This is a genomic window from Kosakonia quasisacchari (genome assembly GCF_004331415.1).
Lineage (GTDB): Bacteria > Pseudomonadota > Gammaproteobacteria > Enterobacterales > Enterobacteriaceae > Kosakonia > Kosakonia quasisacchari.
Genome location: NZ_SJOP01000018.1, coordinates 52710 through 69633, shown reverse-complemented (window position 1 = coordinate 69633; position 16924 = coordinate 52710). Strand labels below are relative to the sequence as shown.

The 16924-nt window shown below is 54.1% G+C and carries 16 protein-coding genes and 1 pseudogene; 4 read left to right on the top strand and 13 right to left on the bottom strand.

Annotation, left to right across the window (positions count from 1 at the left end; genetic code table 11):
• Positions 1–2: 2 nt before the first annotated feature.
• The 12 genes and pseudogenes from trpS to E0L21_RS18155 form a co-directional block, all read right to left on the bottom strand.
• Positions 3–1007, bottom strand: a complete 1005-nt coding sequence (trpS, locus tag E0L21_RS18215) for a tryptophan--tRNA ligase (RefSeq protein ID WP_131411957.1) — start codon at positions 1005–1007, stop codon at positions 3–5.
• Positions 1000–1758 carry a phosphoglycolate phosphatase gene (gene gph / locus E0L21_RS18210; protein WP_131411955.1) on the bottom strand — a complete coding sequence of 253 codons (759 nt, stop codon included), beginning with the start codon at positions 1756–1758 and terminating at the stop codon, positions 1000–1002. Before gph ends, trpS begins: the two co-directional genes overlap by 8 nt.
• Entirely contained in the window at positions 1751–2428 is a 678-nt protein-coding gene (gene rpe / locus E0L21_RS18205; RefSeq protein ID WP_017459856.1) for a ribulose-phosphate 3-epimerase, read from the bottom strand. The genes gph and rpe overlap by 8 nt, the downstream gene beginning before the upstream one ends.
• Before the next feature lie 51 nt (positions 2429–2479).
• Positions 2480–3301, bottom strand: a complete 822-nt coding sequence (gene dam / locus E0L21_RS18200; RefSeq protein WP_131411953.1) for an adenine-specific DNA-methyltransferase — start codon at positions 3299–3301, stop codon at positions 2480–2482.
• Between the two features lie 67 nt (positions 3302–3368).
• On the bottom strand, positions 3369–4670 hold the full coding sequence (damX, locus tag E0L21_RS18195; protein ID WP_131411951.1) for a cell division protein DamX: 1302 nt from the start codon (positions 4668–4670) through the stop codon (positions 3369–3371).
• 88 nt (positions 4671–4758) lie between these two features.
• The gene (gene aroB, locus E0L21_RS18190; protein WP_131411949.1) at positions 4759–5847 is read right to left on the bottom strand and encodes a 3-dehydroquinate synthase; all 1089 of its coding nucleotides are present in this window, start codon (positions 5845–5847) and stop codon (positions 4759–4761) included.
• Positions 5848–5901: 54 nt separating this feature from the next.
• Entirely contained in the window at positions 5902–6423 is a 522-nt protein-coding gene (gene aroK / locus E0L21_RS18185) for a shikimate kinase AroK (protein ID WP_035892101.1), read from the bottom strand.
• A gap of 287 nt (positions 6424–6710) precedes the next feature.
• On the bottom strand, positions 6711–7946 hold the full coding sequence (gene hofQ / locus E0L21_RS18175; protein ID WP_131411947.1) for a DNA uptake porin HofQ: 1236 nt from the start codon (positions 7944–7946) through the stop codon (positions 6711–6713).
• The gene (locus E0L21_RS18170; protein ID WP_131411945.1) at positions 7912–8259 is read right to left on the bottom strand and encodes a HofP DNA utilization family protein; all 348 of its coding nucleotides are present in this window, start codon (positions 8257–8259) and stop codon (positions 7912–7914) included. The genes hofQ and E0L21_RS18170 overlap by 35 nt, the downstream gene beginning before the upstream one ends.
• On the bottom strand, positions 8249–8713 hold the full coding sequence (locus tag E0L21_RS18165; RefSeq protein ID WP_235855255.1) for a HofO family protein: 465 nt from the start codon (positions 8711–8713) through the stop codon (positions 8249–8251). The genes E0L21_RS18170 and E0L21_RS18165 overlap by 11 nt, the downstream gene beginning before the upstream one ends.
• Entirely contained in the window at positions 8694–9233 is a 540-nt protein-coding gene (locus E0L21_RS18160) for a PilN domain-containing protein (protein WP_131411943.1), read from the bottom strand. The genes E0L21_RS18165 and E0L21_RS18160 overlap by 20 nt, the downstream gene beginning before the upstream one ends.
• A pseudogene (locus E0L21_RS18155) lies at positions 9233–10018 on the bottom strand (DNA utilization protein HofM). Before E0L21_RS18155 ends, E0L21_RS18160 begins: the two are co-directional and overlap by 1 nt.
• A gap of 119 nt (positions 10019–10137) precedes the next feature.
• Between E0L21_RS18155 and mrcA the strand changes: the two are divergent.
• A complete protein-coding gene (gene mrcA, locus E0L21_RS18150) occupies positions 10138–12690 on the top strand; it encodes a peptidoglycan glycosyltransferase/peptidoglycan DD-transpeptidase MrcA (RefSeq protein WP_165501928.1) in 2553 nt (850 codons plus the stop codon).
• 78 nt (positions 12691–12768) lie between these two features.
• On the opposite strand, the gene nudE is transcribed toward mrcA, so the two are convergent.
• On the bottom strand, positions 12769–13329 hold the full coding sequence (gene nudE / locus E0L21_RS18145) for an ADP compounds hydrolase NudE (protein ID WP_131411939.1): 561 nt from the start codon (positions 13327–13329) through the stop codon (positions 12769–12771).
• A 316-nt stretch (positions 13330–13645) separates the two neighbouring features.
• Between nudE and E0L21_RS18140 the strand changes: the two genes are divergently transcribed.
• The 3 genes from E0L21_RS18140 to hslR are packed head-to-tail and all read left to right on the top strand — an operon-like array spanning position 13646 to position 16922.
• Positions 13646–15784 carry an intracellular growth attenuator family protein gene (locus E0L21_RS18140; RefSeq protein ID WP_131411937.1) on the top strand — a complete coding sequence of 713 codons (2139 nt, stop codon included), beginning with the start codon at positions 13646–13648 and terminating at the stop codon, positions 15782–15784.
• A gap of 59 nt (positions 15785–15843) precedes the next feature.
• On the top strand, positions 15844–16521 hold the full coding sequence (gene yrfG / locus E0L21_RS18135) for a GMP/IMP nucleotidase (protein ID WP_131411935.1): 678 nt from the start codon (positions 15844–15846) through the stop codon (positions 16519–16521).
• Positions 16521–16922 (top strand): ribosome-associated heat shock protein Hsp15, encoded by a 402-nt coding sequence (gene hslR, locus E0L21_RS18130; protein ID WP_131411933.1) that lies wholly within the window; start codon positions 16521–16523, stop codon positions 16920–16922. Before yrfG ends, hslR begins: the two co-directional genes overlap by 1 nt.
• Positions 16923–16924: the final 2 nt, after the last annotated feature.

Sequence of the window (16924 nt, the reverse complement as noted above, 5' to 3'; positions counted from 1 at the left end):
GATTACGATTTAGCAACGAAACCAATCGCTTCGTAGACTTTCTTCAGGGTTTCCGATGCACGTGCGCTGGCTTTTTCCGCGCCGTCTTTCATCACCTGTTGCAGGAAGGCTTCGTCATTGCGGTAACGATGATAACGCTCTTGCAGCTCGCTCAGCATGCCGGAAACGGCATCTGCCACTTCCCCTTTCAGATGGCCGTACATTTTGCCTTCAAAGTGCTGTTCCAGCTCCGCAATGCCCTGGCCGGTCACGGCAGAGAGAATATCCAGCAGGTTGGAAACGCCCGCTTTGTTGGCGATATCGTAACGTACCACTGGTGGTTCGTCGGAGTCGGTCACCGCACGCTTGATTTTTTTCACTACCGCTTTCGGATCTTCCAGCAGGCCGATAACGTTGTTGCGGTTATCGTCCGATTTGGACATCTTCTTGGTCGGCTCCAGCAGCGACATCACGCGCGCGCCGGATTTCGGAATAAACGGCTCAGGCACTTTGAAAATATCGCCATAAATCGCGTTGAAACGCTGCGCGATATCGCGGCTCAGTTCCAGATGTTGTTTTTGATCTTCACCCACCGGTACCTGATTGGTTTGGTACAGCAGAATGTCTGCCGCCATCAGCACCGGGTAATCAAACAGACCGGCGTTGATGTTTTCCGCATAGCGTGCGGATTTGTCTTTGAACTGAGTCATGCGGCTCAGTTCACCGAAATAGGTATAGCAGTTCAGCGCCCAGCCGAGCTGTGCATGCTCCGGAACATGGGACTGAACGAAGATGGTGCTTTTTTGCGGATCGATGCCGCACGCCAGGTAAAGTGCCAGCGTGTCCAGCGTCGCTTTACGCAGCGCTTGCGGATCCTGGCGCACGGTAATCGCGTGCTGGTCAACGATGCAGTAGATACAGTGATAGTCGTCCTGCATGTTCACCCATTGACGCAGCGCACCCATATAGTTGCCAATGGTTAATTCACCTGAGGGCTGTGCGCCACTAAAGACGATGGGCTTAGTCATTTTTCATTTCCTGATTTTCACTGTGCGAAAGCCCGAGTGCGGGCAGTAAATCTTTGAAGTGATCAAACACGTAATCCGGCTCACTGGCGGTAATCGCTTCACCGTAGTTATAACCGTAGGTCAGACCAACCGAAGCGCTACCTGCCGCCTTAGCGGCCAGGATGTCATTGCGCGAATCACCCACTAAGAGCAACTCATGAGGTTGAATATTGAGCTTTTTGCACACCAGAAGCAACGGTTCCGGGTGCGGCTTTTTGTTCACCACATCATCGCCGCCAACCACAAACGTGAAGTATTGCGCAATGCCCAGCGCTTCCAGCAGCGGTGCCACAAACGGCGTCGGCTTATTGGTCACCAGCGCCAACGGCAAGCCATTGGCATGCAGCGAGGCTAGCGTTTGCGCCACGTCCGGGAACAGAAAACTGCCCTCTTCCACCGTCTCTTCGTAATAATGGCTGAACAGCTTACGCAGCATGCGTATCTGCTCTTCTTGTGAAATGTCGTTACCCACGTCCGGCTTGCCTTGCGCCGCGCGCTGGCTGCTGCGTTCCTGGCGAGCCCAGTTAAACGCGCGCTCCATCAGCACATCTGCGCCGTTACCAATCCAGGTTACTACGCGCGCTTCGCCCGCCTGCGGCAATTCAAGTGCATACAGCGCACTATCCACAGCGGCGGTCAGACCCGGCGCGCTATCCACCAGCGTGCCGTCGAGATCGAAAGCAATCCCCTGAATCGACTGCATTTTATTCATGACTTACCTTTGCCAGTTCACTACGCATTTCATCAATAACCTGTTTGTAATCGGGTTTATCGAAAATCGCCGAACCCGCGACAAACATATCCGCGCCCGCTGCGGCGATGTCGCCGATGTTGCTCACCTTAACCCCGCCGTCGACTTCGAGGCGGATATCAAAGCCTGAAGCATCAATGCGGCGACGCACTTCACGCAGCTTATCCAGCGTGTGCGGAATAAAAGACTGGCCGCCAAAACCGGGGTTTACCGACATCAGCAGGATCACGTCCAGTTTATCCATCACATGATCCAGGTAGCTGAGCGGTGTTGCCGGGTTAAATACCAGCCCCGCTTTACAGCCGTGTTCTTTGATGAGCTGCAGCGAGCGATCGACGTGTTCGGACGCTTCAGGATGAAAGGTGATAATGCTTGCGCCAGCGGCGGCGAAGTCGGGAATTAGGCGATCAACCGGTTTCACCATCAGGTGAACATCAATAGGCGCGGTGATGCCATAATTGCGCAGCGCTTTGAGCACCATCGGGCCAATGGTCAAATTCGGCACGTAATGGTTATCCATCACATCGAAATGCACCACATCACCACCCGCAGCCAGGACGGCGGCGGTATCTTCGCCCAGGCGAGCAAAATCAGCCGACAGAATCGAGGGGGCAATCAAATACTGTTTCATCCGCATCTCCTTGAGAAAGTAGGGTTCGGCAGGCAGCGCGGTGAATGCGAATTATCGCGGAGCCGGGCGATAGAGCGCCAGCAGCTCATCCACCTTTTTACGTGTACCACCGTTACTGCTGATACTGCGCCGCACTTTTACCACGTGCAATTTTGCCTGACTGTACCACTCGCGCGTTAACAGCGTGTCGTGGTTGGAAATCAATACCGGGATCCGGTTTTGCACCAGGCTTTCGGCAATCGCCGCCAAATGCGCCTGCTGCTCAAGACTGAAACTGTTGGTGTGATACGCCGTAAAATTGGCCGTCGCCGACAGCGGGGCGTAAGGTGGATCGCAGTAGACCACGGAATTCTGGTCAGCGCGGGCCATGCTATCGGCGTAAGATTCACAATAAAAAAAGGCATTCTGCGCTTTCTCGGCGAAGTGGTACAACTCCGCTTCCGGGAAATAGGGTTTCTTATAACGACCAAACGGCACGTTGAATTCACCGCGCAGATTATAGCGGCACAGGCCATTGTAGCCATGCCGATTGAGGTATAAAAACAGCAGCGCACGCCGGAAAGGTTCCTGGCACTGGTTAAATTCTGCGCGCAGTTGGTAATAAACCACAGACTGGTTCGTCTCAGGAACGAACAGCGCCCGCGCCTGGCGCACATACTCATCAGGCTGGTCTTTAACGATGTTATAGAGGCTAATCAAGTCGCTGTTGATATCAGCGAGGATATAGCGGGAGAACGACGTGTTGAGAAACACCGAACCCGCGCCGACGAACGGCTCGATAAGGCATTCACCCTGTGGCAGATGCCTTCCGATATCGTCCAGCAGGGGGTATTTTCCCCCCGCCCATTTCAAAAAAGCGCGATTCTTTTTCATGCTGACTGATTACTTACACTCTCTCCGGCTGTGGAGAAAGCTCCGACAGCATCCTGCGCTTTATACATTACTTCAGATCGGCCTGAACCTGATGTATCGGTTTGGCCCAGGGATTTTTCGCCTGAACATCCGCAGGTAACGCCGCGACAGCGCGTTTCGCATCGTCTTTTGATGCATACACACCGCTCACCAGCACGTACCAGGGTTGACCATTACGTGTGGTTTGGTACACCACGAAGTTTTTCAGGTTCTCTTTCTTCGCCCACGCATTGAGGTTGTTGGAGTTCGAAGAACTGCTCAACTGTAATGTGTAGTGGTTACCTGGCGCAGATTTCAACGCTCCAACATTCCCTGTGGAGGCCGTAGCGCTTGCCGCAGGTGCAGCGCTGGCTGCTGGTGCAGTCACGGCTTTTGGCTGTGTTTGCACGGGTGACGACGTTACCGCAGGCGCTTTTACCGGTGCGGTAGCAGCGGTTTCAGTACGTTTCGGCGGCTGAGCGACAGCTTTGGATTCAGCTTTCGGTTCCGCTTTCATCACTGGTTCTTTAGCAACAGCCTTCGGCTCGATAACCATCTGCTTGCGTTCGGTACGCGGCGTAGCAGTATGGTTTTCAGCTGCAGCAGATTGTTGCTGACGCGCAGCAGCGCCGTTGCCGTTACGTACCGGCGCAACCGTTGCAGGCTCGGTTGGCAGCGTCGAATTTACCGCGCTATCCAACTGAGACTGGTTCTGTGGCTGCGTGAGTGCGTTGTTCAGATCGCCCTGCACTTCAACACGCTGCTGACCCGCAGGCGCGGCTGGTGCTTCAGCTTGTGATGGCGTAGAGGAAATGGGCGGCAGCGCGACATCCTGCGGTGCAGGCGCGTTGCCAGAAGTTTGTTGCTGAGCAGGTGCTGGCTGTGCGCCATTCGCCTGATCTGCAGCACCGGTATTGCTGGCATTGTTATTGCCTGTGGAGAGATCGATATTTTTCTCCGCCGGGGCGTTTTGTTCATTGCTCGTTGCGGGTGCGGGGGATTTCAGCGCAGAACCAATACCGATGATTAACAGAAGCAGAACCAGGATGCCGACGCCCATCATCACATACTGACGGGAAGCGGGTTTCACGGCTGCCGCTTTCTTACGCCTACGCGGACGGCGCTCTTCGCGCTCCTCGTCAAACGCCTCTTCATCTTCTTCATAGCTCTCTTCTTCACGCTCATCGCGCGCACGGCGGCTGCGAGACGGGCGGCGTTCGTCCGCATCTACATCAACATCATCAAAGTTGATCTGCGGCTCATCGACACGCTCGGAAGATTGGCGAGAACGACCAGTACGACGATCGCTGGGATCGGGTTTCAGCTCGTCTTCTGGTTTGAATTCATCCATTTAACACCCCACACAAAGGCGTATGCCACATCATGCATCTCGCCCGAAGTTAAACGCCACGCAGTGCGTGACCAGACCTTTCTAATAGTTACGCCTGCTGGCAATCAGCAATAGCGCCAAGTACTACGTCGTGCGACACTCCGCCGCGAACTTCACTCTTCCCTATGGCCAACGGGAGCACTAAACGCATCTCTCCCGCCAACACTTTTTTATCGCGCATCATATGCGGTAGGTAAGCCTGCGCAGACATCTCCTGCGGGCCCTGTACCGGCAAACCTGCGCGTTTCAGCAGCGTCTTTATACGCTGCGTGTCTGCTTTGCTGAACTGACCAAGACGTACCGATGCATGCGCCGCCATCACCATACCTGCCGCGACAGCTTCACCGTGCAACCAGTTACCGTAGCCCATTTCCGCTTCAATAGCGTGACCGAAGGTATGCCCCAGATTCAGTAAAGCACGTAAGCCTGTTTCCCGCTCATCGGCGGCAACAACTTCTGCTTTCAGTTCACAACAACGGCGAATACAGTACGCCATCGCCGGGCCATCAAGGCGCAGCAACGCATCCATATTCTGTTCCAGCCAGTTAAAAAACTCGCCGTCGAGAATAATGCCGTATTTGATGACTTCCGCGAGGCCAGAGGACAATTCGCGGGCAGGAAGCGTAGCCAGACAATCAAGATCGACCACCACCGATGCAGGCTGATAAAACGCGCCGATCATGTTTTTACCGAGAGGATGATTCACCGCTGTTTTGCCGCCAACAGAGGAGTCAACCTGAGAAAGGAGCGTGGTCGGCACTTGAATAAAGCGCACGCCGCGCTGATAGCTGGCTGCCGCGAAGCCGGTCAAATCACCCACCACACCACCACCGAGCGCGACCAGTGTGGTATCGCGCCCATGGGGTTTTTGCAACAACGCGGTGAAGACCGTGTCCATCACCGCAAGGCTTTTGTACTGCTCGCCATCGGGCAAAATCACGCTATCCACTTTCACGCCAGCCTGTTCAAGAACATGGCGGACTTTATCAAGATAGAGCGGAGCCAGTGTTTCATTGGTGACCAGCATAACCTGATCACCAGACTTCAAGGGCGAGAAGGAAGCTGGATCGTTAAACAAACCAGCCGCGATGGTGATAGGGTAACTACGTTCCCCGAGAGTGACTGTGATCCTCTCCATGACGCGACATCCACCTTAGTTGCTTAAACCCGCAGGCGTGTAATTTAGCCAGAATTAGTTGCTTTCCAGCATATGAATAATCTGGTTTGCCACCACTTTTGCACTCTGATCGTCAGTGCGAATGGTCACGTCGGCAATCTCTTCATACAACGGATTACGTTCGTCAGCCAACGCTTCCAATACTTCGCGCGGCGGCGTTTCCACCTGCAAAAGCGGGCGTTTTTTGTCACGTTGAGTGCGAGCTAATTGCTTTTCGATAGTGGTTTCCAGATAAACCACTACGCCACGGGCGGAGAGACGATTACGGGTCTCGCGAGACTTCACAGAGCCACCGCCGGTCGCCAGTACGATGCCCTGTTTTTCCGTCAGCTCATTGATGATTTTTTCTTCGCGATCGCGGAAACCTTCTTCACCTTCAACATCGAAGACCCAGCCCACATCAGCTCCGGTTCGTTTCTCAATCTCTTGATCAGAATCGTAAAATTCCATATTGAGTTGTTGAGCTAACTGACGCCCAATAGTGCTTTTGCCGGCACCCATAGGCCCAACCAGAAAGATATTGCGTTTCTCTGCCATTTTTTCGGTACTACTAAGACTATTCGTTGATGATAAACCCGCTTCGCAAATAATCGGCGTAGCAGGACATGAACTGAAACCTCATATGCGATAGTGCGAGAGTCAGATCGAAAATTATCTCAGTACTCCGGCTTGTTTGGCAACTGAATAAACACGTAATCCTTCATGCTGCTCATTGTTCGACGGAGACCACTGACGCTCAAATCGGTACTCCTTGTAAGCTAAATCATGTCTCACGTCAAACACCTGGACCAAGTTCCATTGAAAAAGGGGGAGTTACGGCAGATTTAATGTACCGCTGCCAACCTGGGCGTAATAAACACGACCAGCTCGCGACGCTCATTATCTTTACCGTCCTGGCGAAATAATCTGCCGATGCCTGGAATCGAGCCTAACCCTGGAACCTGCGCACTGTCGGCAGAGTTCTTTTGCGAAAAGATCCCGCCAAGTGCCAGCGTATCGCCACTTTTTACTTCGACCTGCGTTTCAATCTCCTGCTTGTCAATCGCCATCGCCTCACCCCCTGCTTGTTGTAGCACCTGGCCCGGCATATTTTGGCTAATACGCAGCTTCAGCCTTACACGGTTATCGGGCAGCACCGTCGGTGTGACTTCCATCCCCAGCACCGCCTCTTTAAATTCCACCGCCGTGCTACCGCTATCGCCGCTGGCAACTTGATAAGGTATTTCGCTCCCCTGCTTGATACTCGCGGGCTGGCGGTGAGATGCCAACAGGCGCGGACTGGCGATGATTTCAAGTTGTTGTTTCTGCTCAAGGGCCGATAACTCCAGTTCCAGCAATCGGGCATTGATACTGCCGATATTAAAGCTGACGCGCGTACTGGCATCCGAAACCGACAGATCTGCAGAAACTCCGTTCAGTTGCCCACGCGCAGCGGGCTTATCCTGCGCCAGCCCCCATTTCACTCCCAGTTCGCGCAGGCTTTTTTCATTGATGGTGACGATATAAGCCGCCAGCTCTACCTGTTCGACCGGTAAATCCATCTGTGCGACCCATTTTTCCAGTGCGGCAAGCCCTTCTTTATTATCACGGACCAGTAGCCGGTTAAGCCGTGCATCAACCGTCATTGCCCCTTGTGGGCTGAGCAGTTTTTCCCCGGCTTTTGCCAGCTCCACCGCGTCGGCATAACGCAACACAAAACTGCGTGTTTGCAAGGGTGTGTTCTGTTTGCGCTGGCGTTGAACGGCCTCCTGCTCCGCCTGCTTTTGCTGCCGCCATGCCGTGGTATGGACCTGCCAGATGTTATCCTGCTGGTTTAACGTTAATCCGGCACTAGCGGCAACGGTTTGTAACGCCTGCTGCCAGGGAACATCTTTGAGATTCAGCGACACCGTGCCGCTGACCTCAGGTGAAATCACCATGTTCTGCTTCTCCAGCGCAACCAGCGCCTGTAATACCTGGGTGACAGGCACGTCGTCGACGGTCATTGTGACGACACGTGATGTCTGCGCGCCGGCAAGCGGCAGGCTAAAGAGCATCGCGCTCGCTATCCATTTTCGCATGTTGAGTTCCTTCTCGTTGCCAGCGCCATTGCGCTGGAGTGCACTCTTCGCCAATCTCAATCAGCATTTCATCCTGGTGGATAGCGACAACGCGCCATCCGGTGGGCAGCGTTTCGCCAGCGATCAGACGATACCAGCGCCCGGTGTCATCGCGTAAGATCCCTATTGGTTGATCGCCTGTCACCGCGCCGTGAAAATGCCAATTGCCGAGCTGCGCGGTTTGGCATGTATCTGGCGGTGGTTGGAAAGGATCGCGCATGCCGCTAAGTAGCAGGCAGAGCAGCCCGGCCAATAACAGACGTTTAGTTCGCATTGTCCTGCTCCACTCGCAACGTAAAATTCAGCGCGCCCTCACCGGTCATTAAGGAAAACGCAGGAACCTGCATGCCACGCTCCGTGAGCAGTGGAAACGTCTCAACCACGCCTTTCCAGCCGGTTTCAAGCACTAACTCTCCACCACCCTGAGCAGGCTGCCAGCGCGCAAGCTGGCGCCCTTGTGACTGAAAATCCAGCGGACTAAATATCCGAAGCTCCGGCAAGGTCAATGATTCTGACGGCGTTACCAGCGCGTGTAACTTTTGCCACTGCGTGCGCAGCGCTGTGCATTGTTGCTGTTGTTGAGTAACCAGCCGCATCTGTGCCTCTTTTACCGGGCATATCGCCAGCCACCATAAAAGAGCCAGCGCGCAAAGCGAGGAGAGTACCCAACACAGCACCCGTGTTCGCAGCGACAAAGCAGACCAAATATCAAGGGTGAGCAACATCATCACGCTCCCTGTTCAGTTGGTAGTGGAATTGCCAGCGCCCCTGAGCATCACGCTCCACCGTGCCTGCGGGTTGTAGCTGAAAACCTGCCGTTTTCTGCAACCTTTGCTCAAGCTCGCTTAATGCGTGAAAGGAACTGGCCATGCCTGAAACTTCAAGCTGGTTTTGCTGCCAACGCAGGGTGGTAAACCAGGCGTTGGGTGGCAAATTCTCCGCCAGTGTAAGCAAGGTCTGTCGCCACGCCAGGGTACGCTGGCGCCGTAATAGCTGCGCCTGTGCCTGCTGCCAACGCTGGCGTCGAAGCTGCAACGGCTGCTCGGCGGCATGCAACCCTGCGAGTAAGGCAGCATCGGATTGTTGCCACAGCGTGGTCAGACGCAGGTCAACCGCAGCGGATGCCCGCCATACTGCGCCGACTAGCGCTATCATCAACGCTGTCGCGATAAGAATCGCGGCCCAAAGACGTATGCAACGCAACCGTTTTTGACGCCGCCAGGGGAGAAAATTCACGACGGGCTGCATCAGTATCCCCTGGCAACAGCCAGTCCCAGCGCTATCGCAAAGCGTTCCCCGGCTTCGGGTAAAGGCGGTTGGCGCGAAGGAACAGCGCTCCAGCAGTCAAATCCTCCGGGCATTTCACCACACAGTGCTATTTCGTCAGCGGGTAGCCCAAGTACAGCGGCAAGTTGAGCCGCATTTTCGGCTTCTTCCCGCGCTCGCCGTCCCCAACTCTCTCTGGTGGCCCATAACCACTGGCGTTCATCGCACCACGCAAGACAGCGAGCCGGTGACGTAAGTCAGGGTAACAATGGCTGCAGCGCACTGGCATCTGGCGTAATAGAGGAAAGATGAAGGGATAATGTCTGTGCTATCTCCAGCAGTGCCGCCACATCTTTATTTTGCGCAGCAGTCACGCCGTAAGCTTTGCCTGGCTCATCTTCGGTGAAGTCGAAACAGAGATCGTTTTCCGCCATATCCAGCTCACGCGCCATTGCCTGTGAAACCCAGTTGGTCAAAGTGGGTTCGCGCAGTTTGATTGCCGGTCGCGGCAACTTTTTTTGCAGGGTTTGCCCGGCGGGGAATGCCATGCGTACGCAATGACGCTGCGGTAGCGATTGCCGCCATGGTCGCAATGCGACGAGCAATGCGTCCGGCGCTTTGATCCTCCCCTGCACCACTACGCCGGGGGATAGTGGAATATGCCACCAACGGCGCAGCGCCTGGCCGCGACGCCCGGCGGCAAGGGCGACAATGAAGATGCCATCTTGTTGAATATGCAAACCAATTTGCCAGTGCCTGAATGCCATAAATCCCGATCTCCTTATCGTCTCGCTGGATGACGCTATATCAATGCATCAGGCTTGCCTTTATACTACCGCGCGGTTGTTTATAAACTGCCCAAATGACTCTAAATGGGAAATCTCCAGTGAAGTTCGTAAAGTATTTATTCATCCTTGCAGTATGTTGCATTCTGCTGGGAGCAGGCTCGATTTACGGTCTGTACAAATATATTGAGCCACAGTTACCTGACGTCGCCACGCTGAAAGATGTGCGACTACAAATTCCAATGCAGGTCTACAGCGCTGACGGCGAATTGATCGCGCAATATGGCGAAAAACGCCGTATTCCGCTGACGCTGAATCAAATTCCGCCTGAGATGGTTAAAGCGTTTATCGCCACGGAAGATAGCCGTTTTTATGAACATCACGGTGTCGATCCGGTGGGGATTTTCCGCGCAGCCAGCGTGGCGATGTTTTCCGGGCGCGCGTCGCAGGGCGCAAGTACGATTACCCAACAGCTGGCACGTAACTTTTTCTTAAGCCCGGAACGCACGCTGATGCGTAAGCTTAAAGAGGTGTTCCTGGCGATCCGCATTGAACAGTTGCTGACCAAGGATGAGATCCTTGAGCTTTATCTCAACAAGATCTACCTCGGTTACCGCGCGTATGGCGTGGGTGCCGCAGCGCAGGTTTACTTTGGGAAAACGGTCGATCAGTTAACGTTGAGCGAAATGGCGGTGATTGCCGGTCTGCCAAAAGCACCGTCAACGTTTAACCCGCTCTATTCACTCGATCGCGCCACCGCGCGTCGTAACGTTGTGCTGGCACGTATGGAGAGTGAAGGCTACATCACCGAGCAGCAGTATGATCAAGCGCGCGGCGAAGCTATCGATGCCAATTACCATGCGCCAGAAATCGCTTTTTCCGCACCTTACCTTTCCGAAATGGTGCGCCAGGATTTGGTCAATCGCTATGGTGATAAAGCCTACGAAGATGGCTACCGCGTTTACACCACCATCACCCGCAAAGTGCAGCAGGCTGCGCAGGCCGCCGTGCGTAATAACGTGATGGATTACGACATGCGCCACGGTTATCGCGGCCCGTCGAATGTGTTGTGGAAAGTGGGCGAAGCGGCGTGGGACAGTAAAAAAATCACCGACTCGTTGAAAACGCTACCGACTTATGGCCCGCTCTCTCCGGCAGTCGTGACCAGCGCCAATCCGCAGGAAGCAACGGCGATGATGTCTGATGGCACATCGGTTTCTTTGCGCATGGAAGGCATGCGCTGGGCGCGTCCGTATCGTTCTGATACGCAGCAAGGCGCGACGCCGCGCAAAGTCACTGACGTGGTGCAGGCCGGGCAGCAAATTTGGGTTCGCCAGGTCGATGACGCCTGGTGGCTGGCGCAGGTGCCAGATGTTAACTCTGCGCTGGTTTCCATCAACCCGCGTAACGGCGCAGTATTGGCGCTGGTTGGCGGTTTCGATTTTAACCAGAGCAAGTTTAACCGTGCGACGCAGGCGCTGCGTCAGGTGGGCTCTAACATCAAGCCATTCCTTTACACCGCGGCAATGGATAAAGGCCTGACACTGGCGAGCATTCTGAATGATGCGCCAATTTCCCGCTGGGATGCAGGCGCAGGCTCCGACTGGCGACCCAAAAACTCGCCGGACGAGTATGCCGGTCCGATTCGTTTACGCCAGGGGTTGGGGCAGTCGAAAAACGTAGTGATGGTACGTGCAATGCGCGCGATGGGAGTCGATTACGCGGCGGAATATCTGCAACGTTTTGGCTTCCCGGCGCAAAACATTGTTCATACCGAATCGCTGGCGCTGGGCTCTGCTTCCTTTACGCCAATGCAGGTTGCCCGTGGCTATTCGGTCATGGCAAACGGTGGCTTCCTGATCGATCCGTATTTCATTACTAAAATCGAAAACGATCAGGGCAATGTGCTGTTTGAAGTACGTCCAAAAGTCGCCTGTGCCGATTGTGATATTCCGGTGATTTACGGCGATACGCCGAAATCGAATGTGCTGGAAAACAAAGACATGGAAAACGTCGCCACCTCACAAGAGCAACAGAACGCGGCAGTACCGCAGCCACAGCTTGAACAAGCCAACCAAGCGCTGGTGCAAAGAAGCGGCGCCGAAGAGTACGCACCGCATGTTATTAGTACCCCGCTGTCGTTTTTGATCAAAAGCGCGCTCAACAGTAACGTCTTTGGCGAACCCGGCTGGCAGGGTACTGGCTGGCGTGCAGGTCGTGATCTCAAACGTAATGATATTGGCGGAAAAACCGGGACCACGAACAGCTCGAAAGATGCCTGGTTCTCGGGGTATGGCCCAGGAGTAGTAACCTCCGTTTGGATCGGCTTTGACGATCATCGCAGAGATTTGGGGCGTACTAGCGCGTCCGGCGCGATTAAAGATCAGATATCCGGCTACGAAGGCGGCGCGAAAAGCGCGCAACCCGCCTGGGATGCGTATATGAAAGTTGTGCTGGAAGGGGTTCCTGAAGAGCCATTAACGCCGCCGCCAGGCGTGGTGACGGTGAATATCGACCGCAGCACCGGCCAACTGGCGAACGGGGGTAGCAGCCGCCAGGAGTACTTTATTGAAGGGACGCAGCCAACCCAGCAAGCGGTTCATGAAGTGGGCACAACGTTAATGGATAACGGCGAATCTCACGAACTGTTTTAAATCTTTGCCGGGCTTGTCCCGGCCGACAGGCAGCAAAAAGGGCGCGAATGCGCCCTTTTCATTTATTATTTTGTGCGTTCAAAGACGCCCCTGCCCTTTTAGCCATTCGCGAACCAAAAACAGCGCGCTGACATTGCGGGCTTCGTTGAAATCGGGATCTTCTAACAGATCCATCAAGTGCTTCAGCGGCCAGCGTACCTGCGGTAGCGGCTCGGGTTCATCACCCGGCAACGACTCTGGATAGAGATCTTCTGCCACGACGATATTCATTTTGCTGGAGAAATAAGAGGGCGCCATACTGAGTTTTTTCAGAAAAGTAAGCTCTTTTGCGCCAAATCCGACTTCTTCTTTTAGTTCACGGTTCGCCGCTTCGTATATACTCTCACCTGGATCGATAAGACCCTTGGAAAATCCCAGTTCGTAGGATTCAGTGCCAACCGCATATTCACGGATCAGAATCAGATGATCGTCAACAATTGGCACAATCATCACGGCTTCGTGCAGAGAAGGGCGCATACGTTCGTAAACACGGCGCACGCCGTTACTGAATTCCAGATCCACACTTTCGACGTTAAAAAGTCGTGAAGACGCGACCGTTTCTACGTTAAGAATGGTGGGTTTTTGCAATGATTCGCTCATTATTATCGGTCTTTGCAGAGAAACTTTCGTTATTGTGCGACACTACGCACTGTTTGGGCAATGTACTTTGCCGCTAATTTACATTCTTGCAACCTCTTCGAAATCAATTCCCAATTTAACCAAAAAGTCAATAGCTTGAAATAAAACTAAGAATTTGCTGATATTCCCGCTAGGGTGGTTTTGCTATTCTCTTTGACATTGGTATGCGCTTAAAAATACTCAAGTTAATTACTTGCTTAAACGGCCGACCACATTAGATAGTTACGGGAAGGGTGCAACTGACTACACCTGTTAGAAAAAGTAAGATGGGGAAAGCATGAGCACCATTTTGATTTTTTTCGCTGCTATGCTGGCCTGCGCATTCCTCGCCGGATGGATTTTCAGGTTCAGGTCGCAACGTCGGTATCGACTGCCGTATTTACAGGCTTTCACCGGCGCGACTACCCGCAAATTAACACCTGAAGAGCGTGAAACGGCGGAACGCTACCTGGAAGCGCTCTCCCGTACGCAAAACAATCTCGCCCCTACCGGCGCGACTGCTGCCCCTGTTTCCATCAGCCTTAACGCATATAGCAACACGGTGCTGTATGTCACGCACTCCATCACCCGCTATGGCATCACCACTGACGCCCCGAATAAATGGCGCTACTATCTTGATTCCGTCGAAGTCCATTTGCCCCCTTCCTGGGAGCAGTACATTACTGACGAGAACAATGTCGAACTGATCCGCACCGACTCAATGCCGCTGGTTATCTCGCTCAATGGGCACACGCTCAGCGAATATATGCATGAAGAGCGCGGAGGCGAACTTGAGCGCGTATCATCGAGCCAATCCGCGATCCGCGGTGAAGAGAGTGAGCAAATTGAGCTGCTGAATATTCGCCGGGAAACGTCGGAAGAGTACGCATTAAGCCGCCCGGACGGCATGCGCGAAGCGCTGCTGATCTCGGTCTCGTTTCTGCTGTTTTTCTTCTGTCTGGCCTCGCCCGACGTCTTTATCCCATGGCTGGCGGGTGGCGGCGTGCTGCTGCTTGCCGCCGGGCTTTGGGGGTTATATGCGCCACCGGCTAAAAACACGCTGCGGGAGATTCATTGTCTGCGTGGCACGCCAAAGCGCTGGGGGCTGTTCGGTGAAAATAATCAGGAGCAAATGAATAATATCTCGTTAGGTATTATCGACCTGATTTATCCGCGTCACTGGCAGCCCTTCGTAACACAGGATCTGGGCCAACAAACCGATATTGATATCTATCTCGACCGCCACGTTGTGCGGCAGGGGCGTTTTCTCTCCCTGCACGATGAAGTGAAAAATTTCCCGCTGCAACACTGGGTGCGCAGCGCGGTTATTTCCATCGGTTCACTGGTGGTGCTGGCGATGTTGTTGATTTGGATGCCGCTGGATATGCCGATCAAATTTACCGTGTCGTGGATTAAAGGCGCGCAGACCGTTGAAGCCAGTAGCGTGAATCAGCTCGAAGCCGCCGGGTTGCGGATTGGTGATACGCTGCGCATCAGCGGCACCGGCATGTGTAATATCCACATGCAAAGTAACTGGACCTCGCGCCAGACGTCACCGTTTACGCCGTTCGACTGCTCGCAAATTATCTGGAACAACGCCCCGCCACTGCCGTTGCCAGAATCCGATATTGTGAACAAAGCCACCGCGCTTGCTCAGGCGGTCAGCCGCCAGCTTCATCCCACTACCGAAGATGATTCCCGCGTGAGCCCGGTGCTGCGCTCAGCCATTCAGAAGTCCGGCATGGTGCTGCTGGATGACTTTGCCGATATCGTACTGAAAACCCAAGATTTGTGTGCCGCCGAAGATGAGTGCCTGCGCTTGAAAAACGCGCTGGTCAACCTCGGCAACAGTAAAGACTGGGAAACACTGACCAAACGCGCCAGCGACGGGAAACTCACCGGCGTGAACGTATTGCTGCGTCCGGTAAGCGCCGAGTCGCTGGATAATTTGGTCACCACCTCTACCGCGCCGTTCATTATGCGGGAAACCACCCGTGCGGCGCAGGCGCTGAACAGTCCGGCACCGGGCGGTTTTCTGATTAGCAGCGAAGAAGGCAGCGAGCTGGTTGATCAGCCCTGGCCGCCGATTGCACTGTATGACTATCCGGCGCAGGAACAATGGAATGAATTCCAGCGGCTGGCGCAAATGCTGATGCAAACGCCGTTTCGCGCGGAAGGGATCATTACCAATATCTATACTGATGCAAACGGCACCAAGCACATCAGCCTGCATCGCATGCCGGATGCCAGCGGCCTGTGGCGTTATGCGGGAACCACACTTCTGCTGGTCGCGATGGTGATTTGCAGCCTCTACAACGGTGTGCTGGCGCTGCGCCGTTACCAGCGCAATCGCACACGTATCGAAGAGATTCAGCAGTATTACGCCAGCTGTCTGAACCCCCAGTTTCTGCCCACCCAGGATAGCCTCAGCGGCTAACGATCTGTCGTGCGAGCTGTGTTAACCTGTCGCACGTTTTCTTCTGGCTGGAGTTTTTAATGCACCTTGATATCGCATGGCAGGACGTTGATACCGTTCTGCTGGATATGGACGGCACACTTCTCGATCTCGCGTTTGATAACTTCTTTTGGCAAAAACTGGTGCCGGAAACCTTTGGCGTCAAGCAAGGCTTAACGCCGGAAGAAGCGCAGAACGTTCTCCGCCAGGAATATCACGCTGTGCAGCATACGCTAAACTGGTACTGTCTGGATTACTGGAGCGAACGCCTGGGCCTGGATATTTGCGCCATGACCACCCAGCAAGGGCCGCGCGCGGTGCTGCGTGAAGATACGGTGCCGTTTCTGAATGCGCTACAAAAAAGCGGTAAACGCCGCATTTTACTGACCAATGCACACCCGCATAATCTGGCGGTCAAACTTGAGCACACAGGCCTTGCATCGCACCTTGATTTATTACTTTCCACCCATACATTTGGTTATCCGAAAGAGGATCAGCGTCTGTGGCAAGCTGTCGCGCATGAAACTGGGCTCACTCCTGAACGGACGCTGTTTATCGATGACAGCGAACCGATTCTTGATGCAGCGGCGAAATTCGGCATCCGCTACTGCCTGGGCGTCACCAACCCAGATTCCGGGCTGGCGGAAAAATGTTATCAGCGCCATCCAGGCACCAATGACTACCGTGGCCTGATCCCTTCACTTCTCAAGGAGATGTGATGAAACAGCAGCCTGCGCAAGAAGTTCGTCTTGATAAGTGGCTGTGGGCCGCGCGTTTTTATAAAACCCGCGCCCTTGCTCGCGAAATGGTTGACGGCGGCAAAGTGCATTACAACGGGCAGCGTAGCAAACCGAGTAAAATCGTCGAGCTGAACGCCACGCTCACGCTACGTCAGGGAAATGATGAGCGAACCGTCATCATCAAAGGCATTACGGAGCAGCGCCGCCCGGCAAATGAAGCTGTCGAGCTGTATGAAGAGACGACAGAAAGCATTGAGAAACGCGAAAAAGTGGCGCTGGCCCGCAAACTTAACGCGCTCACCATGCCCCATCCCGATCGCCGCCCGGATAAGAAAGAACGTCGCGATCTCATAAAATTTAAATTAGGTGATAGCGAATAACG